Source organism: Bradyrhizobium sp. BR 1433 (genome assembly GCF_051547665.1).
Lineage (GTDB): Bacteria > Pseudomonadota > Alphaproteobacteria > Rhizobiales > Xanthobacteraceae > Bradyrhizobium > Bradyrhizobium australafricanum.
In genome coordinates this window covers 3,100,099-3,117,606 of the sequence record NZ_JBPUGG010000001.1, presented here as the reverse complement: position 1 = coordinate 3,117,606, position 17,508 = coordinate 3,100,099, and the positions used below count along the sequence as shown (strand labels likewise).

Annotated in this window: 20 protein-coding genes and 1 pseudogene; 6 read left to right on the top strand and 15 right to left on the bottom strand. The window is 61.6% G+C overall.

The genetic code is table 11. The features are described 5' to 3' along the window. Window positions 1–179 precede the first annotated feature (179 nt). The 6 genes from ACSKB9_RS15330 (at window position 180) to ACSKB9_RS15305 (ending at window position 5,330) form a co-directional block, all read left to right on the top strand. A complete protein-coding gene (locus ACSKB9_RS15330; protein WP_438074116.1) occupies window positions 180–983 on the top strand; it encodes an extracellular solute-binding protein in 804 nt (267 codons plus the stop codon). Beyond that, window positions 872–1,441 (top strand): extracellular solute-binding protein, encoded by a 570-nt coding sequence (locus tag ACSKB9_RS15325; protein WP_438074115.1) that lies wholly within the window; start codon window positions 872–874, stop codon window positions 1,439–1,441. The genes ACSKB9_RS15330 and ACSKB9_RS15325 overlap by 112 nt, the downstream gene beginning before the upstream one ends. Window positions 1,442–1,613: 172 nt before the next feature. Continuing rightward, the gene (locus ACSKB9_RS15320; RefSeq protein ID WP_438074114.1) at window positions 1,614–2,306 is read left to right on the top strand and encodes a cyclase family protein; all 693 of its coding nucleotides are present in this window, start codon (window positions 1,614–1,616) and stop codon (window positions 2,304–2,306) included. Window positions 2,307–2,630: 324 nt separating this feature from the next. After that, window positions 2,631–2,840, top strand: a complete 210-nt coding sequence (locus ACSKB9_RS15315) for a hypothetical protein (RefSeq protein ID WP_438074113.1) — start codon at window positions 2,631–2,633, stop codon at window positions 2,838–2,840. After that, complete coding sequence (locus ACSKB9_RS15310) at window positions 2,840–4,258, top strand: amidase (RefSeq protein WP_438074112.1); 1,419 nt, start codon at window positions 2,840–2,842, stop codon at window positions 4,256–4,258. The genes ACSKB9_RS15315 and ACSKB9_RS15310 overlap by 1 nt, the downstream gene beginning before the upstream one ends. Window positions 4,259–4,277: 19 nt before the next feature. Then, window positions 4,278–5,330, top strand: coding sequence for a hypothetical protein (locus ACSKB9_RS15305; RefSeq protein ID WP_438074111.1), 1,053 nt, complete (start codon window positions 4,278–4,280; stop codon window positions 5,328–5,330). Window positions 5,331–5,623: 293 nt separating this feature from the next. Here ACSKB9_RS15305 and ACSKB9_RS15300 read toward each other — a convergent pair whose 3' ends face one another. From ACSKB9_RS15300 to ACSKB9_RS15230, 15 genes and pseudogenes are all read right to left on the bottom strand, one after another. Further along, window positions 5,624–6,469 carry an HNH endonuclease gene (locus ACSKB9_RS15300; protein ID WP_438074110.1) on the bottom strand — a complete coding sequence of 282 codons (846 nt, stop codon included), beginning with the start codon at window positions 6,467–6,469 and terminating at the stop codon, window positions 5,624–5,626. Beyond that, entirely contained in the window at window positions 6,459–8,078 is a 1,620-nt protein-coding gene (locus tag ACSKB9_RS15295; RefSeq protein ID WP_438074109.1) for an ATP-binding protein, read from the bottom strand. Before ACSKB9_RS15295 ends, ACSKB9_RS15300 begins: the two co-directional genes overlap by 11 nt. Before the next feature lie 13 nt (window positions 8,079–8,091). Next, window positions 8,092–8,517, bottom strand: coding sequence for an EcoRII N-terminal effector-binding domain-containing protein (locus ACSKB9_RS15290; RefSeq protein WP_438074108.1), 426 nt, complete (start codon window positions 8,515–8,517; stop codon window positions 8,092–8,094). Then, window positions 8,514–8,663 carry a hypothetical protein gene (locus ACSKB9_RS15285; RefSeq protein ID WP_438074107.1) on the bottom strand — a complete coding sequence of 50 codons (150 nt, stop codon included), beginning with the start codon at window positions 8,661–8,663 and terminating at the stop codon, window positions 8,514–8,516. The genes ACSKB9_RS15290 and ACSKB9_RS15285 overlap by 4 nt, the downstream gene beginning before the upstream one ends. 29 nt (window positions 8,664–8,692) lie before the next feature. Next, entirely contained in the window at window positions 8,693–8,797 is a 105-nt protein-coding gene (locus ACSKB9_RS15280) for a hypothetical protein (RefSeq protein WP_438080218.1), read from the bottom strand. Window positions 8,798–8,866: 69 nt separating this feature from the next. Continuing rightward, entirely contained in the window at window positions 8,867–10,396 is a 1,530-nt protein-coding gene (locus ACSKB9_RS15275) for a DEAD/DEAH box helicase (protein ID WP_438074106.1), read from the bottom strand. A 166-nt stretch (window positions 10,397–10,562) separates the two neighbouring features. Next, window positions 10,563–11,015: a very short patch repair endonuclease gene (locus ACSKB9_RS15270; protein ID WP_438074105.1), complete on the bottom strand. Its 453-nt coding sequence runs from the start codon at window positions 11,013–11,015 to the stop codon at window positions 10,563–10,565. Further along, the gene (gene dcm / locus ACSKB9_RS15265; RefSeq protein WP_438074104.1) at window positions 11,008–12,285 is read right to left on the bottom strand and encodes a DNA (cytosine-5-)-methyltransferase; all 1,278 of its coding nucleotides are present in this window, start codon (window positions 12,283–12,285) and stop codon (window positions 11,008–11,010) included. Before dcm ends, ACSKB9_RS15270 begins: the two co-directional genes overlap by 8 nt. Before the next feature lie 313 nt (window positions 12,286–12,598). Continuing rightward, window positions 12,599–13,200, bottom strand: a pseudogene (locus tag ACSKB9_RS15260) (plasmid pRiA4b ORF-3 family protein). Beyond that, window positions 13,197–14,762 (bottom strand): IS66 family transposase, encoded by a 1,566-nt coding sequence (gene tnpC, locus ACSKB9_RS15255; protein WP_438074103.1) that lies wholly within the window; start codon window positions 14,760–14,762, stop codon window positions 13,197–13,199. Before tnpC ends, ACSKB9_RS15260 begins: the two are co-directional and overlap by 4 nt. Window positions 14,763–14,813: 51 nt before the next feature. Further along, complete coding sequence (gene tnpB, locus ACSKB9_RS15250; RefSeq protein ID WP_027557044.1) at window positions 14,814–15,167, bottom strand: IS66 family insertion sequence element accessory protein TnpB; 354 nt, start codon at window positions 15,165–15,167, stop codon at window positions 14,814–14,816. A gap of 34 nt (window positions 15,168–15,201) precedes the next feature. Continuing rightward, entirely contained in the window at window positions 15,202–15,582 is a 381-nt protein-coding gene (gene tnpA, locus ACSKB9_RS15245) for an IS66-like element accessory protein TnpA (protein WP_438074102.1), read from the bottom strand. 142 nt (window positions 15,583–15,724) lie between these two features. Then, window positions 15,725–16,006 carry a hypothetical protein gene (locus ACSKB9_RS15240; protein ID WP_438074101.1) on the bottom strand — a complete coding sequence of 94 codons (282 nt, stop codon included), beginning with the start codon at window positions 16,004–16,006 and terminating at the stop codon, window positions 15,725–15,727. A gap of 519 nt (window positions 16,007–16,525) precedes the next feature. After that, entirely contained in the window at window positions 16,526–16,816 is a 291-nt protein-coding gene (locus ACSKB9_RS15235; RefSeq protein ID WP_438074100.1) for a hypothetical protein, read from the bottom strand. After that, window positions 16,813–17,403, bottom strand: coding sequence for a nucleotidyl transferase AbiEii/AbiGii toxin family protein (locus ACSKB9_RS15230; RefSeq protein WP_438074099.1), 591 nt, complete (start codon window positions 17,401–17,403; stop codon window positions 16,813–16,815). The genes ACSKB9_RS15235 and ACSKB9_RS15230 overlap by 4 nt, the downstream gene beginning before the upstream one ends. Window positions 17,404–17,508: the final 105 nt, after the last annotated feature.

The window sequence follows — 17,508 nt, the reverse complement described above, 5'->3', positions numbered from 1 at the left end:
CGTTGGGGCATTCCTGGACATGCGGTGCTGCCCGTCCCCGGCGCACTTGTGCCCCTCGATCCGTGTCAAGCGTATCCCCGCCGAGCAGGCCGTCCTGCGAAACCTGCTTGCTGTCCAACACACGTTTGCCGGGCGCGAACCGGCCTTGCTGCCAAGCCAAGGACCAACGGAGCAGATTGATGTTCCTTTCGCGCAGGACCTTCCTGTCGACAGCAACCGCGGCAGCCACAACGCCGATCTTTGGCGCTGGCGCGCGTCCGCAGACGATCCGGGTTTGCTATGCTCCGGCCTCTCTCAGGAGCCTCTATGGGGCGCTCGCGCGGGCCTTCATGGAGGCTCATCCCGATATCAGGGTCGTCCTTGATGGTCCCGCCGTCGATTACGACAGCCTCGTCCAGCAGACGCTGAGGCAGAACATAACGAAGCAATTGCCTGACGTATCTCACCAGGGACTGAACCAGATCCGGCCTTTGGCCGACCGCGGGATAGCCGTGCCGCTCGATCGCTTCCTCGCGGGTGATCCGGCGTGGAAGACGATCGGCGTTCCCGACGCGATGACGTCATTCGCGCGCTACAGCGGAAAAATCTGCGCCCTGCCGTTCGCGATTTCCGTTCCCGTGCTCTTTTTCAACACGGATCTCGTGAAGAAGGCCGGTGGGGACCCCGGCAACCTGCCTGAAGACTGGGACGGCGTGATTGCGCTTGGCAAAAAAATCGGTGCCCTGGGGGAGGGGATCAGCGGCCTCTATGTCGAATACACCAACAACGGCTGGTCGTTCCAGGCGCTGGTTGGCGCCTTTGGCGGCCGGATGATGAGCGAGGATGAAAAAACATCGCCTTCGACGGGGAAGCCGGCCTTCAGGCGCTGCAATTGTTGCAACGACTCGGAAGAGAAGTTCAGCCAGCTTTTGAACGAGACCAGGCCCGGCAGGTATTTCGGGCAGGAACGCTCGGAATCCTGTTCGCCGCAAGCAGCGCGCTGAACGGCTATCAGCAATCGGCGGCCGGCAATTTCGGGCTGAAGGTTGGACCGGTCCCGGTCTCCTCGGCGTCCGCCAGGCTTCCCTCTGCCGGCAACGGCATGGTCATGCTGACCGATGACCCGGAGAAGCAGAAGGCGTGCTGGGAATATATCAAGTTCGCCGTCGGACCAGCCGGTCAGAACGTCATGGTCGAGGCGACCGGCTACGTGCCGGTGAATCTTGCGGCGGTCAATGATCCTGCCGGGCTCGGCAGGTTCTTCGACAAACACCCCGGACATCGCGTCGCCAACCAGCGCATTGCGATGATGACAGGATGGTTCGCGTTCCCGGGCGAGAACAACTCCAGGATCATCAGGGTGATCGAGGATCACTGCTATCGCGTGGTCTCGCAGAAGCAGGATCCTGCTACGGCGCTTTCAGGCCTCAGGAAGGACGTCGACGCGCTCCTCCCACACTGAGAAAGCCGATGCGGCGAGTGCCGTCGAGCCACGCTGCGCGTCTTCTCGCTTCGCACGAATGATCAACAGGAAATCAGATCAGGCCTGCTTCCCAGTCAACGAACGCCGTGGCGCGTTCAACCATGCAGGGGTGTCACCCAGATGCCCCCGGAACTATCAGGAGATGTCAGGCATGCAATTGATCGATCTAAGCCGCGAACTTCACCATCGCGCTCCGGCGCCAGCGCTGCATCCGCCGATCATCATGGGCGTATGGAACGATCACAGCGAAATCAAGCAGGCCGGCGCGACGCGCTTCAGCTCGAAGTCCTGGGCGCTCTCGCTCAGCGACCATTCGGGAACCCATGTCGACGCGCCCTGTCATTTCAACCCGGACCCCCATGCTCCCTCGATCGACCAGATTCCGCTGGAGGACTTCTATACCGAAGCGATCTGTCTCGATCTGTCGCACGCGCCTTTGAGGCACGAGATCACGGTTGCCGAGATGGAAGAGGCGCTCGCGCGATCAGGCCAAGAGATCAGGCCGCGCGATACGGTGCTCATCGAGATGGCTGTCAACAGGCGACTGTGGGGTACGGCGGGCTATCTGCACGACTTTCCGGGCCTGCATGTCGATGCGGTGCACTGGCTCGCTGACCGCAAGGTCCTGATGTTCGGCGTCGAGGCCATCAGCCCGGCACCGGAAGGTGAGGCCAATTACAAGGCGCACCTTGCATGCGCGGCCCGCGGTATCACCCACATCGAGTGCATGTGGAATCTCGACAGGCTCGTCGGCAAGGGGCGATTTCGCTTCATCGGATTTCCGCTCAGGATCCGCGGCGGCACCGCAAGTCCGATCCGTGCGGTCGCTGTATTGAACGAGTAGGGGGCAACTCCTGGGGGCTCTTCTTGTGCATCATGCGATCGGCGCTCGCCAGTCATGGCGGGCCTTGCAGAAGTTCTGTGACCACAATTGTTACGCGGACGGGTCCGTTGCTTCTCAACAGATCCCGGAGGCCCGCCTCTGCCGGCCCTTCTGCCGAAGTCTTTCACCGCAGCAATGCTCATCGCAGCTTTTACGCCGGGTGGACGATGCTGGATTGCGCGCGCCGGGAAGAAGAACACCGCACGGCATCGCGGGACAGCTTGGCGCCAGCATGCGTGGCTTCCTTGTGACGGTCATGGCGTGGATGGAGTCGGGGGCATTGGCATGCTGAAGAAGGAAACGATATCCGATCTGGCGAATGAATTGCACGATTTGTCATTGAGTGGTGAGCGGGCGGCGGCGCTGGCTGATCATGTGACGAGGCTTAATTCGCTTGTCCGCGCGAGCGCATCGCAATTGGCGAGAGGCGATGAGCCGGCGCAGTTCGTGCGGATGCTCGCGCTGTTGAAGCGTCCGACGGGAGCGTTGCGGTGATGCGGGATATCGCCTCCTCAAGCCTGTGCGAGTTGGCCGATGCAATCAGGCAAGGCCGCATATCGTCCTGTCAGGCAGTCGAGGCATGTCTCGATCGGATCGATACGTGGCAACCGCGGATAAACGCTTTTGTCGCGATCGATCGGGAGGCAGCACTGGCCGCGGCCCGGCACGCCGACCGCAGCCTTGCCGCAGGCCGGATCCTGGGGGCGCTGCATGGCGTGCCGCTTGCGCATAAGGACATGTTCTCGAGGGCCGGACGCACCTCGAGCTGCGGCAGCCCGATTTTTTCGGGCGAGATCGCGACAGAGACAGCGACCGTGCTCGAGCGGCTGGATAGCGCCGGCGCAGTCGAGATCGGAACTCTCAACATGACGGAGCTGGCGGGCTCCGATGCACCCGGCGAGGAGCCGCTGGGCGCATGCCATAACCCCTGGAATACGCAAAGGTTCAACCCCGGATCATCGTACGGCCCGGCGGCGGCACTCGCTGCCCGCCTGACCTTCGGCTCTCTTGGATCCTGCACCGGCGGATCAATCCGGATTCCGGCCGCCGCATGCGGTGTCACCGGACTGAAGCCGACCTGCGGCCGGGTTAGCCGGCATGGCGCACTCACCCGCTCCTGGTCTCTGGACACCATCGGACCGATGGCGCGAACAGCCCGCGACGTGGCCAGATTGCTGGGCTGTATCGGTGGGTTTGATGCGCGTGATCCGACTTCCAGCGACGAGCCGGTCCCGGATTACGAGGCGGGCCTTTCCATCAGGCCCGCCGGGATCCGGATTGCCGTCCAGCGGCAGTTCTGGTCCGCAGTCGATCACCATGTGGCCGATGCATTGGCCGGCGTCCAGGAACTCATGGTGCGCCTAGGTGCCACGGTCAAGCCGGTCGATCTCCCTGACGGGCATCTGCTCTGGGACCTTGCCTCCGTGCTCAGCGATTGTGAAACAGCGACAGTCCTCGGCCGGCATCTGCGCCAGCGCGGAGCCGACATCACAGAACCCAACCGCAATCAGCTGCAGCGGGGCAACTTCATACCGGCGCCCCATTATCTCGAGGCGCTGGCGCTACGCGGTCGCTACCTTCGTGAATTCTGTGACAAGGTATTCGCAGATGCGGATGTCCTGCAAACACCGGCTTTACCTGTTCCGCCGCCGACGATCGATCAGATGCGCGACCAGCGCTTCGCCGACGAGTTCCATCGCACCCGTCTCGTCAATATCTATACCAGGCCGTTCAATTATCTGGGGTTGCCAGCGCTGACCGTGCCTTGCGGCTTCACCCCGGATGGCATGCCGGTCGCGTGCCAGCTCGTCGGCCGTCCGTTCGACGAAGCGACCCTCCTTGCGGTTGCCCATGCCTATCAGGGCGCCACGGACTGGCACCTTCGGGCACCGCAGATTCACCGAACATATTAGAAGCAGAGAAGACAACGTCATGAGTGTAACGGAACGCGGGCTGCTGTTCGCAGGCGAAGAGCGTGTGGAGTGCGCCGGAGTGCGGGGCTTGCGGTACTTCAGAGGTGGAAACAGCAACTGTCCGCTGGTTATATTCCTGCCGGGCGGGGTGCATCTGGCGCGGATTTCTTATGGCGATCCATGTTCAGATCGTGCCGACTTCCTGGACTACTGGCTGGAGCAAAAGGGGCTGGGTCTGCTTGCGCTGTCGTATCCGACCGATCACCCTTGCATTGGCGAGATCGTGCCTGACCTGACCATCGCACGCTGGGCTGACTGGATCGCTTCCGTTGCCTCTGATGTATTGCGCGAAACTTTAGATCGTCCTGTGGTGGTCGCCATGTGGAGCATGGCCGGTCGCTCGGTTGCGGCCGTCAACAGGGCACTTGAGGCCCGCAGTATCGATGCCGTCTGCTTCCTGTCGCTGGCCGCTTCCCCACCAATTGCGGGGCTCAATTATGTGAAGCCGGGTGGCGATGCCCTGACGCCGGATGGCCTCTGGAAAGGAGGCGTGTATGTCGATGGCTTCCTGCCGAGCCTCTCCTATCAAAACCGGATCAATGGCCACAGGATTCTCGACGAGGTGCGTTATCTGGAACAATACCTTTGCAACACGCCCGTCATGCTTCGCGGTACGCCCCAGCGTTTCTCTGGCGGAGGCTCGTTCTGGAACCTGGAGGATGCTCATGACGACATGAGGGCCTCTTCTTTTTCCGAGTTTCCCCTGACCGCAACGATCAGTCCCACAGACATATCCGACGACGGGCACGCACTGGGTGACCGGATCAACTGGAATTTCTTCAATATACAGAAGATCCGGTCGCAAGCCCGGGCGCCTGATCTTGATGCCGGGCGATGGAGCAGGTTATGTGCCCTGACACGGACGCTTCCCTCGCGCCTGTCCAGGGACGTCGTTGGCGGCCATTTCTTCTTTGCAGGCGCGCGCGGGGCTGAGGAAACAGCTCACCATATCACGGAATTATATGCCGAGATGCGCAACCTTCGCGCCGAAATCAGGCAGCTGCTGGAATGAGCGTTGCTGCATACCGAACGTCACGACGAGGTTCTGCAGTGCGTTCCACACATCGCCTCGACGCCGGACGCGCTCATCACTCCCGACCCTGATTTGTGTCAGAGAACATCGCTACAGGTGATCCGTGGGTGGGGGCGGCAGATACAACCGCTTCCGGCGCACCGGGCCTTGCCCGGCAGGCGGCGGCCGCATTGATCCGCGCCGGGGAGCGGCCGCACGCGCAACCGCAGCCATGCGGGGCAACTCCACCTATTGAACGACATTGCGCAAACGGGCCGGCACAGCAAACGTTGTCAGATCGCGGATGCGGGCGGCCGCACAAGCATCGCCTTCAGCTCATCTACCGTAAACGGCGGGTCACGGCGATGAGCCACCCGGTGGCAGTTCGGACAGAGCGGCACAAGATCGGTTGCAGGATTGATGCAGTAGTCCGGGCCGAGCTTTGACACCGGCGTGACGTGATGAACCTCGATGAGGCCCACCGCCGAGGGCCCGTAGCGGTCGCCGAGGTCGGAGCTGCAGACAACGCAGGCATAGCCGTGAATGGCCAGCGCAGCAGCGCGATTGCGCCGGTCGCGCTCGTAACGGTTGACCTCGACCTGCGTCTTTGCTCCTTCCGGGAACCCGCCCTGGAGATTTTCCGTCAGGATCTCGTCCTGCTCGAGCGGCAGCAGGGCGACGATCGCGGCCGTGACCTGCTGGGTCCAGGCACAGATCTTTTCGTTGTCCTCCTCGCCGTTGCCGAGATCGAGCTGGCCGCGCCGCACCGACAGTTCAAGCCGCATCCATTCGGCGTCCCAGCCGGACGGGTCATCGGGCCTTGCCGGTTGACCGTTGATTTTCAGGGTGACCGTCGCGCCGTCGTGGATGCATCTGGCGAGCACAGCCGCGCAGCTGCCGCGCGCGCCACGATCGGCGAGACCCATATGGCGAACGAAGTCGCCGGCAAACGAGCCGGGGACGAAGCTTACTTCCACGTTGCGCCAGCCGACCGCGGTCTGGATGGTGAAGGTGTTCTGGACCGGCAGACCTGACGGATAGATCTGCAGCGTACTGGCTCCTGTCAGGCGCCGCGCCTCAAACGGCAGCCCGCAGCTGTCCGAGACGAGCCTTGCAAGCGCGCCGGGCTCAAGCGGCATTCTCGTTCAGCTCCGGATCAGGCAGACCTTCGACGAGTTTCGACAAAATCTTCGACAGTTCGAAGCGCATGTCCTTGAAGTGCTCCACAGTCTCGTCGTGATAAGCCGACCACTCAGCGACCGCGAGAGCCCACATCAGGGAGTCCATGCCCTGCACCAGCACGCTCCTGTTGAGATTGGGAACGTAGACCTTGGCATAGTAGGGATGTGACTGGTTGATGCGAACGCCGCGGTGCCCCTGAATGATGGTCGGCTCGAAGAGCAATCCATTTTCGATGCTGTCGACTGTTGCAACGTGCACTTCTCCCGGCTTCGCCGCCGCTGCGACAGGCAACTTGATCCTGAACTGGCCGTGCGAGTTCTGGACCAGGCATTCGCCGGTGTTCGGGTTGACGACATTGACCCTGGCGCCACCTGCTGCCGCCTCGCGTTCCTTGATCGTCTTGTTCGACGCGTCATGCGCTCCCTGCGCGGCCTTCGTAATATCCTTCTTCTGGCCTTCGCGGTAACGCTGGTTGGCCATACGTCGCGGCGCAGTAAGGAACTGCTCGTTCAGCCAGGTCCAGAGCTCCTCGTTCAGGGCGATCTGGCTTTTCTTGATGTCGAGATGAAAGACTTCATCAAGGCGATGATCGAATGAAAATTCGATGCGCAACAGATTGGCGTGCGGCTCCTTCTGGTACATGCCGAGCCAGTCGGCGTCCTTGATCAGGCGGTTTTCGCGGTAGATGTAGATGCCCTGATTGTCTGTCGATATCCCGGCGTCCCTGGCCATCTCCGGTGTGGGAAATTCCTCACGGCGCGGCAGGATATAGGCCTTGACCGAAAACGATGCATCCTTTCCGGTCGGAGTTTCGACAGCGACGTCCTCGGTGGCCACCAGCTCCGAAAGCTCCGGGAGAAAGGGATTCCATGCCTTGACGGCGGTGCCGTTCAGCCTGACGCTTACAGTCCGAGCGCGCTCGTCCCTGGGGTCGAGAAAACGCTGGAAGACCCTGGCGAGGTGGCTGCGCAGCTGCTCTTCCTTCTGTTTCAGCGCCTTCTGCGCCGGCTTGCCGCCCGCATCCGCATAGTCCTTCAACAGGCGGTCGACCTTCTGCCAGACCACAACGGTGCCGGACGAATTCTTTGCGACCTCGTCGAGATGCTCGACGATTTCATCGTCGACATCATCGCTGAGCAGGACCTCCCACTTGCCGCTGTCGGCTACGTGGTCAAGATCCCAGGTCGCTGCCAGAACCTCGGCCTTGCCGGATGCGCGCGAGGCAACGGTGAGCCTGCGGGAGAAGGCGGTTGACGCTGTCTTCAGGCCCAGACCGTACTTGCCAAGACTGGCCGGATTCGGGCGAAGCCGTGCGCCATAGGTCATGGCATTGAGAAGGTCGTCGCGGTTCATGCCGCAGCCGTCGTCAGCCAGCGAGAGGGTGATATTGCCCCTGATATCCATCTCGATGCGAAGGTCGATGTTGTTGGCATCGGCGGCAATCGAGTTGTCGAGGATGTCGGCGACCGCGGTGTCGAATTCATAGCCGGTGTCGCGCAGACCCATAATCATCCGCTTCGGATCCGGCGGAAGGATGATGCCTTCCTGCTTCTTTTTCCCTGCCACTCGTGTACCCCTTCTAGATATCAATGATCTTCCAGCCGGCTGAGAGCCGCAGCACGCCGCCCGCTGTCCTTACTGGCTGGTTCTTGCGGTGATGCCCTATCGAAAAATGGTCGCGCTCGGAGCGCTTCGATATGATCTCGTCACCAGGCTTGAGATTGTGCCGGTGGAAGTATGGCGTCATCCGGGTCAGCCGGTACTCGTTTCGCGTCCCGCGACCGTGAAGCCTGTTGTTGTAGTAGATGAAGGCAAATTCCCAGCGCTCACCGGCTGCGTCCGCAAAGAACAGGTGTACCCGCGGATTGTATTCTTCCGGATCAAGATCAGGAAAAAACGAGACGACACCCGAGCTCTTCTGAATCAGGATACCGGCCTGGTGGGCCCCGGTCTCGCCGGCGTCGTTGGCGCTCAGGATCTTGGAAATCTGGCCAGGCCGCTTCATGTCTTCGGCGACCTCTCGGCCAGCGGCGAACGCTGCAGCGCGGCCAGGATATCGGCGTAATCATCGGACTCGCCACGAACACCGATAACGGCAGCCTCTGACAGGATCCGCTTCCTGCCCAGCCGGTCATCAACCACTTCCTCCACCGTCCCCCCGCAAAACAGTCTGTGAACCGTCACCGGCCGGGTCTGGCCGCGCCGGTAAGCCCGGCGGAAGCCTGGTCCTCGAGGGCAGGATTCCACTCCAGCGTGTAGTGTATCACATGGTTCGCGGCAGTGATATTGAGACCGGCGCCCCGGCCCTTGGATTAAGGACCAGGAGGGCCGGACCGGATTCGGCGGAAAAGCGGTCAATGACCGGCTGGCCGGTCGTCGATCGAGACCCGGCCATCGATGTAGCCGGTAAATACCGCAAAACGCGCCGCAATATCCGCAACCACAATATCAGTCATTCCGGTATAGGCCGTGAACAGGATGGCCTTCTCGCCGCCCTGGAAAATTTCCTCGAGGATATCAACCAGCCTTGCATATTTCGAGAAACCGGCAGGATCTTCGGTACGAGCCGTACCCTCGATCAGCCATGGATGACTGCAGAACATCCGCAGGCGGGTCAGCGCCACCAGCGTTGCCGAGGCTCCGAACTGTGCCGCAATCTCCTCGCGCATGGCCTCGTAGGTCCTTGCCTCGTCATCCTCCAGCTCGATCACCTGCGGGATGTCGATGCGCTCGGGCAGGTCCTTTGCAACCTCCGACACCCGCCGCCGCAGCATGATAGGTGAGGCCAGCCGTTCAAGGCTGGTCGCACCGTCGAGGTCGTCCTCGAAACGCTTCCGGAATTCCCCCGCGGTGCCGAGATAACCGGGCAGAACGAGATCGGTGATGGACCACAGGTCAGTCAGCCGGTTCTCGACGGGCGTACCGGTCATGGCAATGGCGGAGCTGCGCCGCAGCTTTTTCACGGACCGGGCGCGGAGCGATTCGCTGTTCTTGATGTACTGCGCCTCGTCGCAGACCAGCATCGACCAGTTGATCATCATGAACAGAGAATTGTCGCGCACGACAGTGTCGTAGGCGGTGATGACGACATCAAACTGTTTCAGGTCTGCGGGGCGGCCGGTCCGGCCGGGACCATGATGCTTGAGGGTCCTGATATGCGGCGCGAACTTTTTGAACTCGCGCGACCAGTTTTCGAGAAGGGAGCCGGGCGCCACGATCAGCACCGGCTCCTCGCGGGGCTTCAGCGGGTCGGCGATGGCGCCGATGACCTGGAGGGTTTTGCCGAGTCCCATCTCGTCGGCAAGGATGCCGCCGAGACCTTCCGCGGCAATGAAGCGGCACCAGCGCCAGCCGTCGAGCTGATAGGGATACAGTGTCGCGGTTACGTTCTGCGGTTTCGCATCCGACGGTGTCAGGAAGGAGAGCGCACCCAAAGCGCGCGTATCGCCCTCAGCCTCGACGCCGGCCTGGCGCATGGCCAGATACATCTGCAGCGAGACGCGCTCACCGGGATGCGCCTTGTACGTTGCAAGGAGCCCGCGGATTTCCGCAGCCGACTGGCCATCGAGCGGATACCACCGGTCGTCGCTTACGAGGTGGCCGGCATCGAGCGCCCGGGTGTCGGGAAAAGGGATCGTCTTCCCGCGATGTGTGCCGGTCAGGACCAGCAGCTCCGCGCCGTTTTCCTCTCTCAGCGAAAGCCTGACCTGGAGCGGGTATTTTGAGAACCGCAGGTGTTCGACAGCACTTTCATCGACCGGTTCCGGGATGAAACTGCGGTCGCCTTCCCAGAAATAGCGAAATATATCTTCGGCCGAGGGAATCCGGTCGCCCTCAGTCGAACGAATGCCGAGAATGCCGTCGTGCACAAACCAGCTGTACATGCTGCGCACCGCTTAACCGGCCTGCCGCGCCCGGACAAGACCGGGAAAGTCCCGGACATCCATCATGGCCTGTCGCGCCGGTGTAAAGGTCGAATGGATGGGCCGTGGAATGACCGGTTGCAGCCGGCTTGCCGCGATCTGCGAGGTCTGCCGCGGCGGTACTTCATCAGGCGCCCCGGATTTCAAGGCAGCCTTTGCGGGAGCGCAGCCACGATGCGGACCGGCTGATGACCTCGGGGTACGCTAGGCGCGTTTTGCCTTTCAGCGCACATTCCCACACGACGCCGCAGCGCCAGCCGGCCTCACGCAATGCGGCCTCGTTCCGTGCATCGACCTCACGGTTGCGGGCGATCTTCGCTTTCCAGAACCCGGGCCGCGTCGACGGCATCCTGAACAGATGGCAGTCATGGCCGTGCCAGAAGCAGCCGTGCGCGAAAAGAACCGCATTGTACCGCGGGAACACCAGGTCCGGCCTGCCGGGCAGTCCTTTCGCATGCAGCCGGTAGCGGAAGCCCTTTGCAAACAGCCCACGCCGGAGCAGCATTTCCGGATTCGTATGGGCGCCCCGGATGCCAGCCATCATCCGGCTGCGCACATCAGGGGTAACGACGTCAGCCATTGACGGCCACTGGCTGGCGATCGGGACGGGTCACCTGGCGCACGACGGTGGGTCCCGGCGGAACGGAAGCCTGCCTTGCAAGCGCCGCGTCCAGATGGGGCTTCATCGCCTTTGCCAGGAATTCGACGACGGGGACCACGACGGCATTGCCGAATTGCTTGTAGGCCTGGGTATCGGAGACGACGATCCTGAACTTTCGCCTGTCATTCTCGAAGCCCATCAGGCGCGCACATTCCGTCGGCGTCAGTCGACGCGGGCGCGTGCCACGCTGTTTGACCAGGACCTCCGAACCGTCCTTGTAATAGCGCGCCGAGAGCGTGCGCGTGACATCATCCGGGCCGAACAGACTGAAGCCGAACCCGTTGCCCGCGGCCGTGTGCTTTTCCTTGTAGGCCTGCAGATATTTCCAGAGGTGGGCTGTCAGGGTGTATTTGGGATCGACCTCGTCGGGGGACTGCAGAATGCTGCCGAGTTTCGGCCACTGTGTTTTTGGTGGCAGGCGAAGTGATGACAGGTCGAATGCGGTCGGCTCGCGGAATCCAACGATGAAAATTCGCTCGCGACGCTGGGGCACCCAGGGCTCAGAGCTGATGACCCGGTGCTGGACGTGGTAGCCGAGTTCGTTGCGCAGGACGTTGATGATGGTCGCAAACGTGCGGCCGCCGTCGTGCCGTTCGAGGTTCTTGACGTTCTCAAGAACAAAGGCGGCCGGTCGGTGATGGGCGATAATCTGGGCCGTATCGAAGAACAGCGTGCCCTGGGTATCGCAGAGGAAGCCATGGGGGCGTCCAAGGGCGTTCTTCTTCGACACGCCGGCAATCGAAAATGGCTGGCACGGAAATCCCGCCAGGAGGAGGTCATGCTCCGGGATCTTGCCGGGATTGCTGGAATACTCGCGAATATCGCCGCCAATCTCGTGATTGTCCGCGAAATTCTGCCTGTAGGTCTCCTGGCACTTCGCGTCCCACTCGGACGTGAAAACACACCGGCCGCCGATGGCCTGGAAGCCCAGCCTGAGTCCGCCGATGCCGGCAAACAGGTCAATAAACCGGATGCCGGGCGCGGCGGCGGGCTCCTGCGCAAGGCGCGTCTCGACAGCCTCCCGCATCTTGTCGAGCGCCAGCTTTGTCGGCCGGGTCTCGCCGCGCTCGTAACGGTAGACCGTGCGGAGATCCACCTTCAGAACGTCGGCTGTTTCGGGGATGGTCAGACCAGCCCGCTCGCGCAGTTCCTTGAATTCTGTCCGCTTCTTCGTCGGTTTGAGGCTCATGGTCTTCCGAATCGCTCTGTGTCAATTTTTGACACCCTGACACTCAATGTCCCCGAGGACAATTCAGGACTCAAAGGACAGGCCGGAATGTCTCGACCCCTGTGCTGAAATCCCCACAATAAACGCGCTGCCCGGAAGCCGGAGTGTGGGCCCAGGAGCAGGTATTGGTGCCGGTAAGGCAATCCATTTGCCGGCAGATTTACAGATCAAAGCTTGACCGTCCGATGACCGGCCGCATGTCGGAGCCGAATTCGCTCAGGGGTCGGTAGAGCGTAAGCGTAGCTCTGCGGCCCTTTTGAATGGCGCTTGACGCCTATTTTGTTCGCGTGGCGCGTCGCCGCGATATCCATGTGTCGGACAACGCGTTGACGGCGGCTTCGAGCGCCTTCCGGTCGACGACGTTGGGATCGAACCGCTCGGGGCCCCAGAGGCGCATGTGTTCGTGCTCGGGATGGCCGGGGTCGCTGATGGCGGCGAGGTATTCGGCATAGCCTGGCGCACCGCCAACGTCTTCCGGAGGACAACGACCGGCGGCCTCGAGCAGGAAGGGAAGCCCCTCCGTCGTGGTGTTCTCGAACCATTTTTCGAGCTTGATCACATGGTCCCAGCTGTCGCCGAAGTCATAGAGATAGTGGATCGTCTTGGCGCCGGTCTCTCGAACGATATCGCAAAGCCGCGCTTTGCGGGCGTCCATGGGCTGGTGGCCGTAATCGTTGTGGGGATCAGGAATCCCCAACGGACCTCATCAGCGAAGAACTCGAAGAGGTGACTGTTCGTCCAGCCGAATGCCTCCTGAAGCGTCAGATGCAACCGATCAAGGCGCAGGGTGACGGGTACGACAAGGCGACGCATCACCTCCGGCTTCACATCCTTGAGGGTCACCTTGATCCGGACCGCGGTCGTGTTCAGGCTCATGCCGCCAGCCTCGGATCGTGTGTATGCATCGTATAGGTCGACGCCCAGGGAAGCAGTTCGTCCAGTTGCGCCGCAGGCCAACCATTGACGAGCTTGGCGAGAACGTCAGCGAGCCAGTGCTCGGCACTGACGCCATTGAGCTTACAGGTCTCAATGAGCGTAGCCAGCAATGCCCAATTCTCGGCACCTTCGTCGCAACCGGCAAAAAGGGAGTTCTTGGCATTGAGCTTGATCGGTCGCATCGCTCGCTCGACCGCATTTGTGTCCATCTCGATGCGCCCGTCATCAAGGTAGAACGTTAGGCCGTCCCAATGACGCAGCGCGTAACGCAGGGCCTTCGCCGTGTCGCTCTTCTGCGCAAGGTGAGCAAGCTTGGCCTCAAACCACTGCTTCAGGGCTGTAGCCAGAGGCCGGGCATGCGCTTGTCGCCCCGCGCGGCGCTCGTCCGCAGATCGGCCGCGGAATGCCTTCTCGACCGCGTAAAGCTGGGCGATGCGCTCGAGGGCCTCGCGGGCAACCGGAGCTGGCGCCGGCGCAGCCCCCCGCTCGATCTTCACAAACTGGCGCCGCAGATGCGACCAGCAGAAGGCGAGCGTCCCGGACAGGGCGTCCGCACGCGTCTCTCGGGTCATGGTCTTGTAAGCCTGATAGCCGTCGCAGTGGATGATGCCGCGATAGCCCTCAAGCAGCCGCAAGCCATGAACGGCGCCGCGGCCCGGTGCATAGGCATAGACCACCCCAGGCGGATCAGGTCCGGCCCAAGGCCTGTCATCGCGTGACAGCGCCCAGAAGTAGCCGGTTTTTGTTCTGCCGCGCCCCGGATCCAGCACCGGCGCCGGGGTCTCATCGACACAGAGCTTCGAGGAGGCCAGCAGAAGCTGGCGCAGACGATGCCACAAGGGCTTCAATTCCTGGGCGGCATAGCCGACCCAGAAGGCGAGCGTGGAACGGTCGATGGCGATACCGTGCGTCGCCAGCATCTGCGCCTGGCGGTAAAGCGGCAAATGCCAATGATACTTGGCATCGATGACATGCGCGACCAGTCGCTCTGTAGGCAATCCTCCCCTGATCAGTCGCTCGGGCGCGGCGTGCTGGAGGACGACGCCATGACAGGCGCGGCAGGCCAGCTTGGGCCGGCGGGTGACGATGACGCGATACTGCGCCGGCACGACGTCCAGCCTCTGGCTCTCATCGTGGCCGATCTCAAAGAGATGGCCTTTGCAGGACGGACAGCAGGTTGCAGCGGGCATCAGGGTCTCGACGATGCGCGGCAAATGCTCCGGAAGCTGACCACGGTTGGCTCTACGCTCGGCCGCTCTCTTCTCGGAGGTTCTGGGATTGACGCGATCCTCGGCTGCTTCGAGAGCTGCGACCGCCTCTTCGATGTCCTCCAGAACAAGCTGTAGCTGATCAGCATCCAGCTTTTCCGAGGACCGACCGAACTGCGCATCTTTTGCAAGCTTGAGCAACCGCTCGAGCCGGGCGCAGCGATCCAGCAGAGCCGCGGCAAAGACACGCAACTCGGCTGGATCGCTCGGCAGCTCATCGGGCAAATCACTCATTGGCCCGAGCTTGCCATGCTTCGCGTCACGATGCAGCGATGATTTGCATTTTTACGCAAGCGCTTTCGGCTGCGGGATTCGAGGCGCGTGCATGCGCGTCCAATCCATGCCGGCTACCAGTGCTGACAGCTGGGCCGCATTCATCCGCATCACACCGGCCACGATGGGTGGCCATTTGAAGCCGCTGCCATCGAGCCGCTTCCAATACATCACAAGGCCGCTGCCGTCCCAGACGACGATCTTCACCCGATCGGCGCGCTTCGCACGGAACACCACCGCCACGCCCTTCATCGGGTCATGGCCCAGCGTCTCCTTCGCCAGCAGCGCCAAGCCTTCCGCTCCCTTCCTGAAGTCGACAGGTTGCGTCGCCACGTAGATCATGAGGCTCGCGGGTGGCGTCAGCATGAACGTGTCCGTCGGAGCGCAATGAACACATCGCTCAATACAGCAAGGCCAGGCGCCCGCGCACCTCCACGCGCGCGCCCTGGAACTCAACCGTCACAACGGCGGCTTCAGGCGACCCGGAGGGGTCTGCGGCCGCAGGCAACGCCGATTCCGACATCACCGGCACGAACGACAGCGTGTCCGCCGACGCCGGCAATACCAACTGGCCCAAACGCGCCCGGCGCCGCCAGTCATGCACCTGCTGGGGCCGGCAACCATGGCGACGGGCGACGTCCGTGACAACCGCCCCCGGCTCGAGGCTTTCCGCAGCAATCTGCGCCTTCAAATCATCCGGCCAGCGCTTGCGACCTGCGCCTGCGAACACTTCAATACGCGGTGACAACGGTCGTCTTATGTCGTCAGAATGGTCGTCCATTATGAGCACCCTTGCAGAAGATAACTCTTCTAACGGTGCTCTCAGAACTCCGCACAAAAAATCCAAAGGGCCTCGGCGCCACGCTTACGGTAGAGCGCAGTTCCATTGAGGTTGACGGCAAACCGCGTCTCCTTGTCCTTGTCTAGTTTTCTGGCGATTTCCTGATGGGGTTGTCCGGCAGATAGATGGCGCTGAATCCCATCCGCTTGAACAGACGCACCCTGCTCCGCGTCCAGAACTCGTACGGCTGGCTGAAAAACCCGAACCCGATATCGATGCTGTTTGCAGAATAGAGGAGACGCTCGCGGGCCGTTTCCGTCTTGACGGAGATCAGCAGGTTGGGCGGCGCGCAGGGGATCATGATGTCGCCGGGGGCCTGAAGGTCCTTCATCTTCTTCTGGTTGAGCAGGATGTGCCCGGGCACCTGCCATCTGGGCCACCCTCATCATCCGTCTCCATGCGCGGTATCCGCTCGTTCTGCAGCACCTCGCTGCAAAACATCTCCATGACGGTGCCGCCGATCGCCGAGCCCTTGATCGGCGGAAACGCAGAGACTTCTCCCGCCCGGGATATTGGACCTGAAAGGCATCACAGGACGTTGGCCGATGTTATGATGGCCCCAGCCGACATCTCGCAAAGATGCAAGGTAGCTTCGGCAGTCGCAGCAAGGTCAAGCTGGTTGAAGAGGCAGGGGCAGAGCCGGACAAGCCGGTCGATCAGGGCGGCGTTCAGGACAGGCCGCATTCTTGCGCGTGCCGGCGACGAGAGCGGTCCGAAGTCTTTTCGATGACCTCGGCGAGGGAGCCGGCAACTTCACCGGAGTTTCCATTTTGCGTAGCGTTAAACTCGCAGCAAGCGCGTCGCCCTTGAACTCAAAATTCCACGACAGCACCCAAATATCACAATATTCGCTGCGGGAAACGGCGACGAGCTGGCAAGTAGTCTAGCCGAGTTTCCGGGTAGGCAGCGGAGGGGTAGGGTAACGGCCAAATTTTGAATTCCAATAGGCCCATGACCGCGGGTCAACAATGCCCGGCGGAGCACGGTCAAGGGCCTCACGAAAATCGTTATCCGAAACGTAGCGACGCAAAACGACCATGTCTTCGTGGACGGCGTGAGTCATCGCATAAGCAATGAAGCGGATGGGATCGGCCAGCGCTGTGGCCGGCAATTCGAACCAGACGATACGGCGAGCGATCCTTTCCGTCTCGGGGTTAAGCGGGATCGGTTTCATCGCCCAAGTCCCCGCGATGTGTCGCGTTGCTGTTCAGCGGTCGGGTCGGGGAGTTTGTCGAGATCGACGTCTCGGGCGGCTGCGGCCAAACGTGATTTCATATCATCCGGCAAACCGCGAAGGTTACCCTCGTCGAAAAACGAAAGCGCCTTCAAGGTAATCTGTGGATTGAAATCGGGGCCAAAAACCGCTTGAGCTGCTGCAAGCGACGTTGGGAGATCGACTTTGCCCACGCGGATCAAGGCGTCTATATCGATGTAGTCCTTTGCTTCAGCGCGCGCCTGTACGACGTGGGCTTTTGTGCCGGCCAGGTCCACGAGGGAAGCTACCTTCAGGCCGTTCTCCGCCACCTCGTGTAGTGGTTGAATACGCTTGAGATGAGGTAGGCCAAAAAACGATACCTTAATTGGGCCGCCGCGATCGACGATTCCGGTCAACGTGTTCGGCGCTTGCTGTGTGATTTGCGCGTCGCGCATGAACGGAATGGTTCCTCGGAGGACCGTCGGGTCAAAAGAGTTCGGGCCGAAGAAGTCGAAATCTACCGGATTCACGGTGACCGAGGTGAAGTGCGATGGCCGTACCGCCATAGAGCACGAAATCCGCTGGCACGCCGGACAGCTCAGGCCATAGCCGCTGTTGAGGTGCTGGCAAAATGCTGACATAGGGAGCGAAAGTCACCATGAGGTATGTTA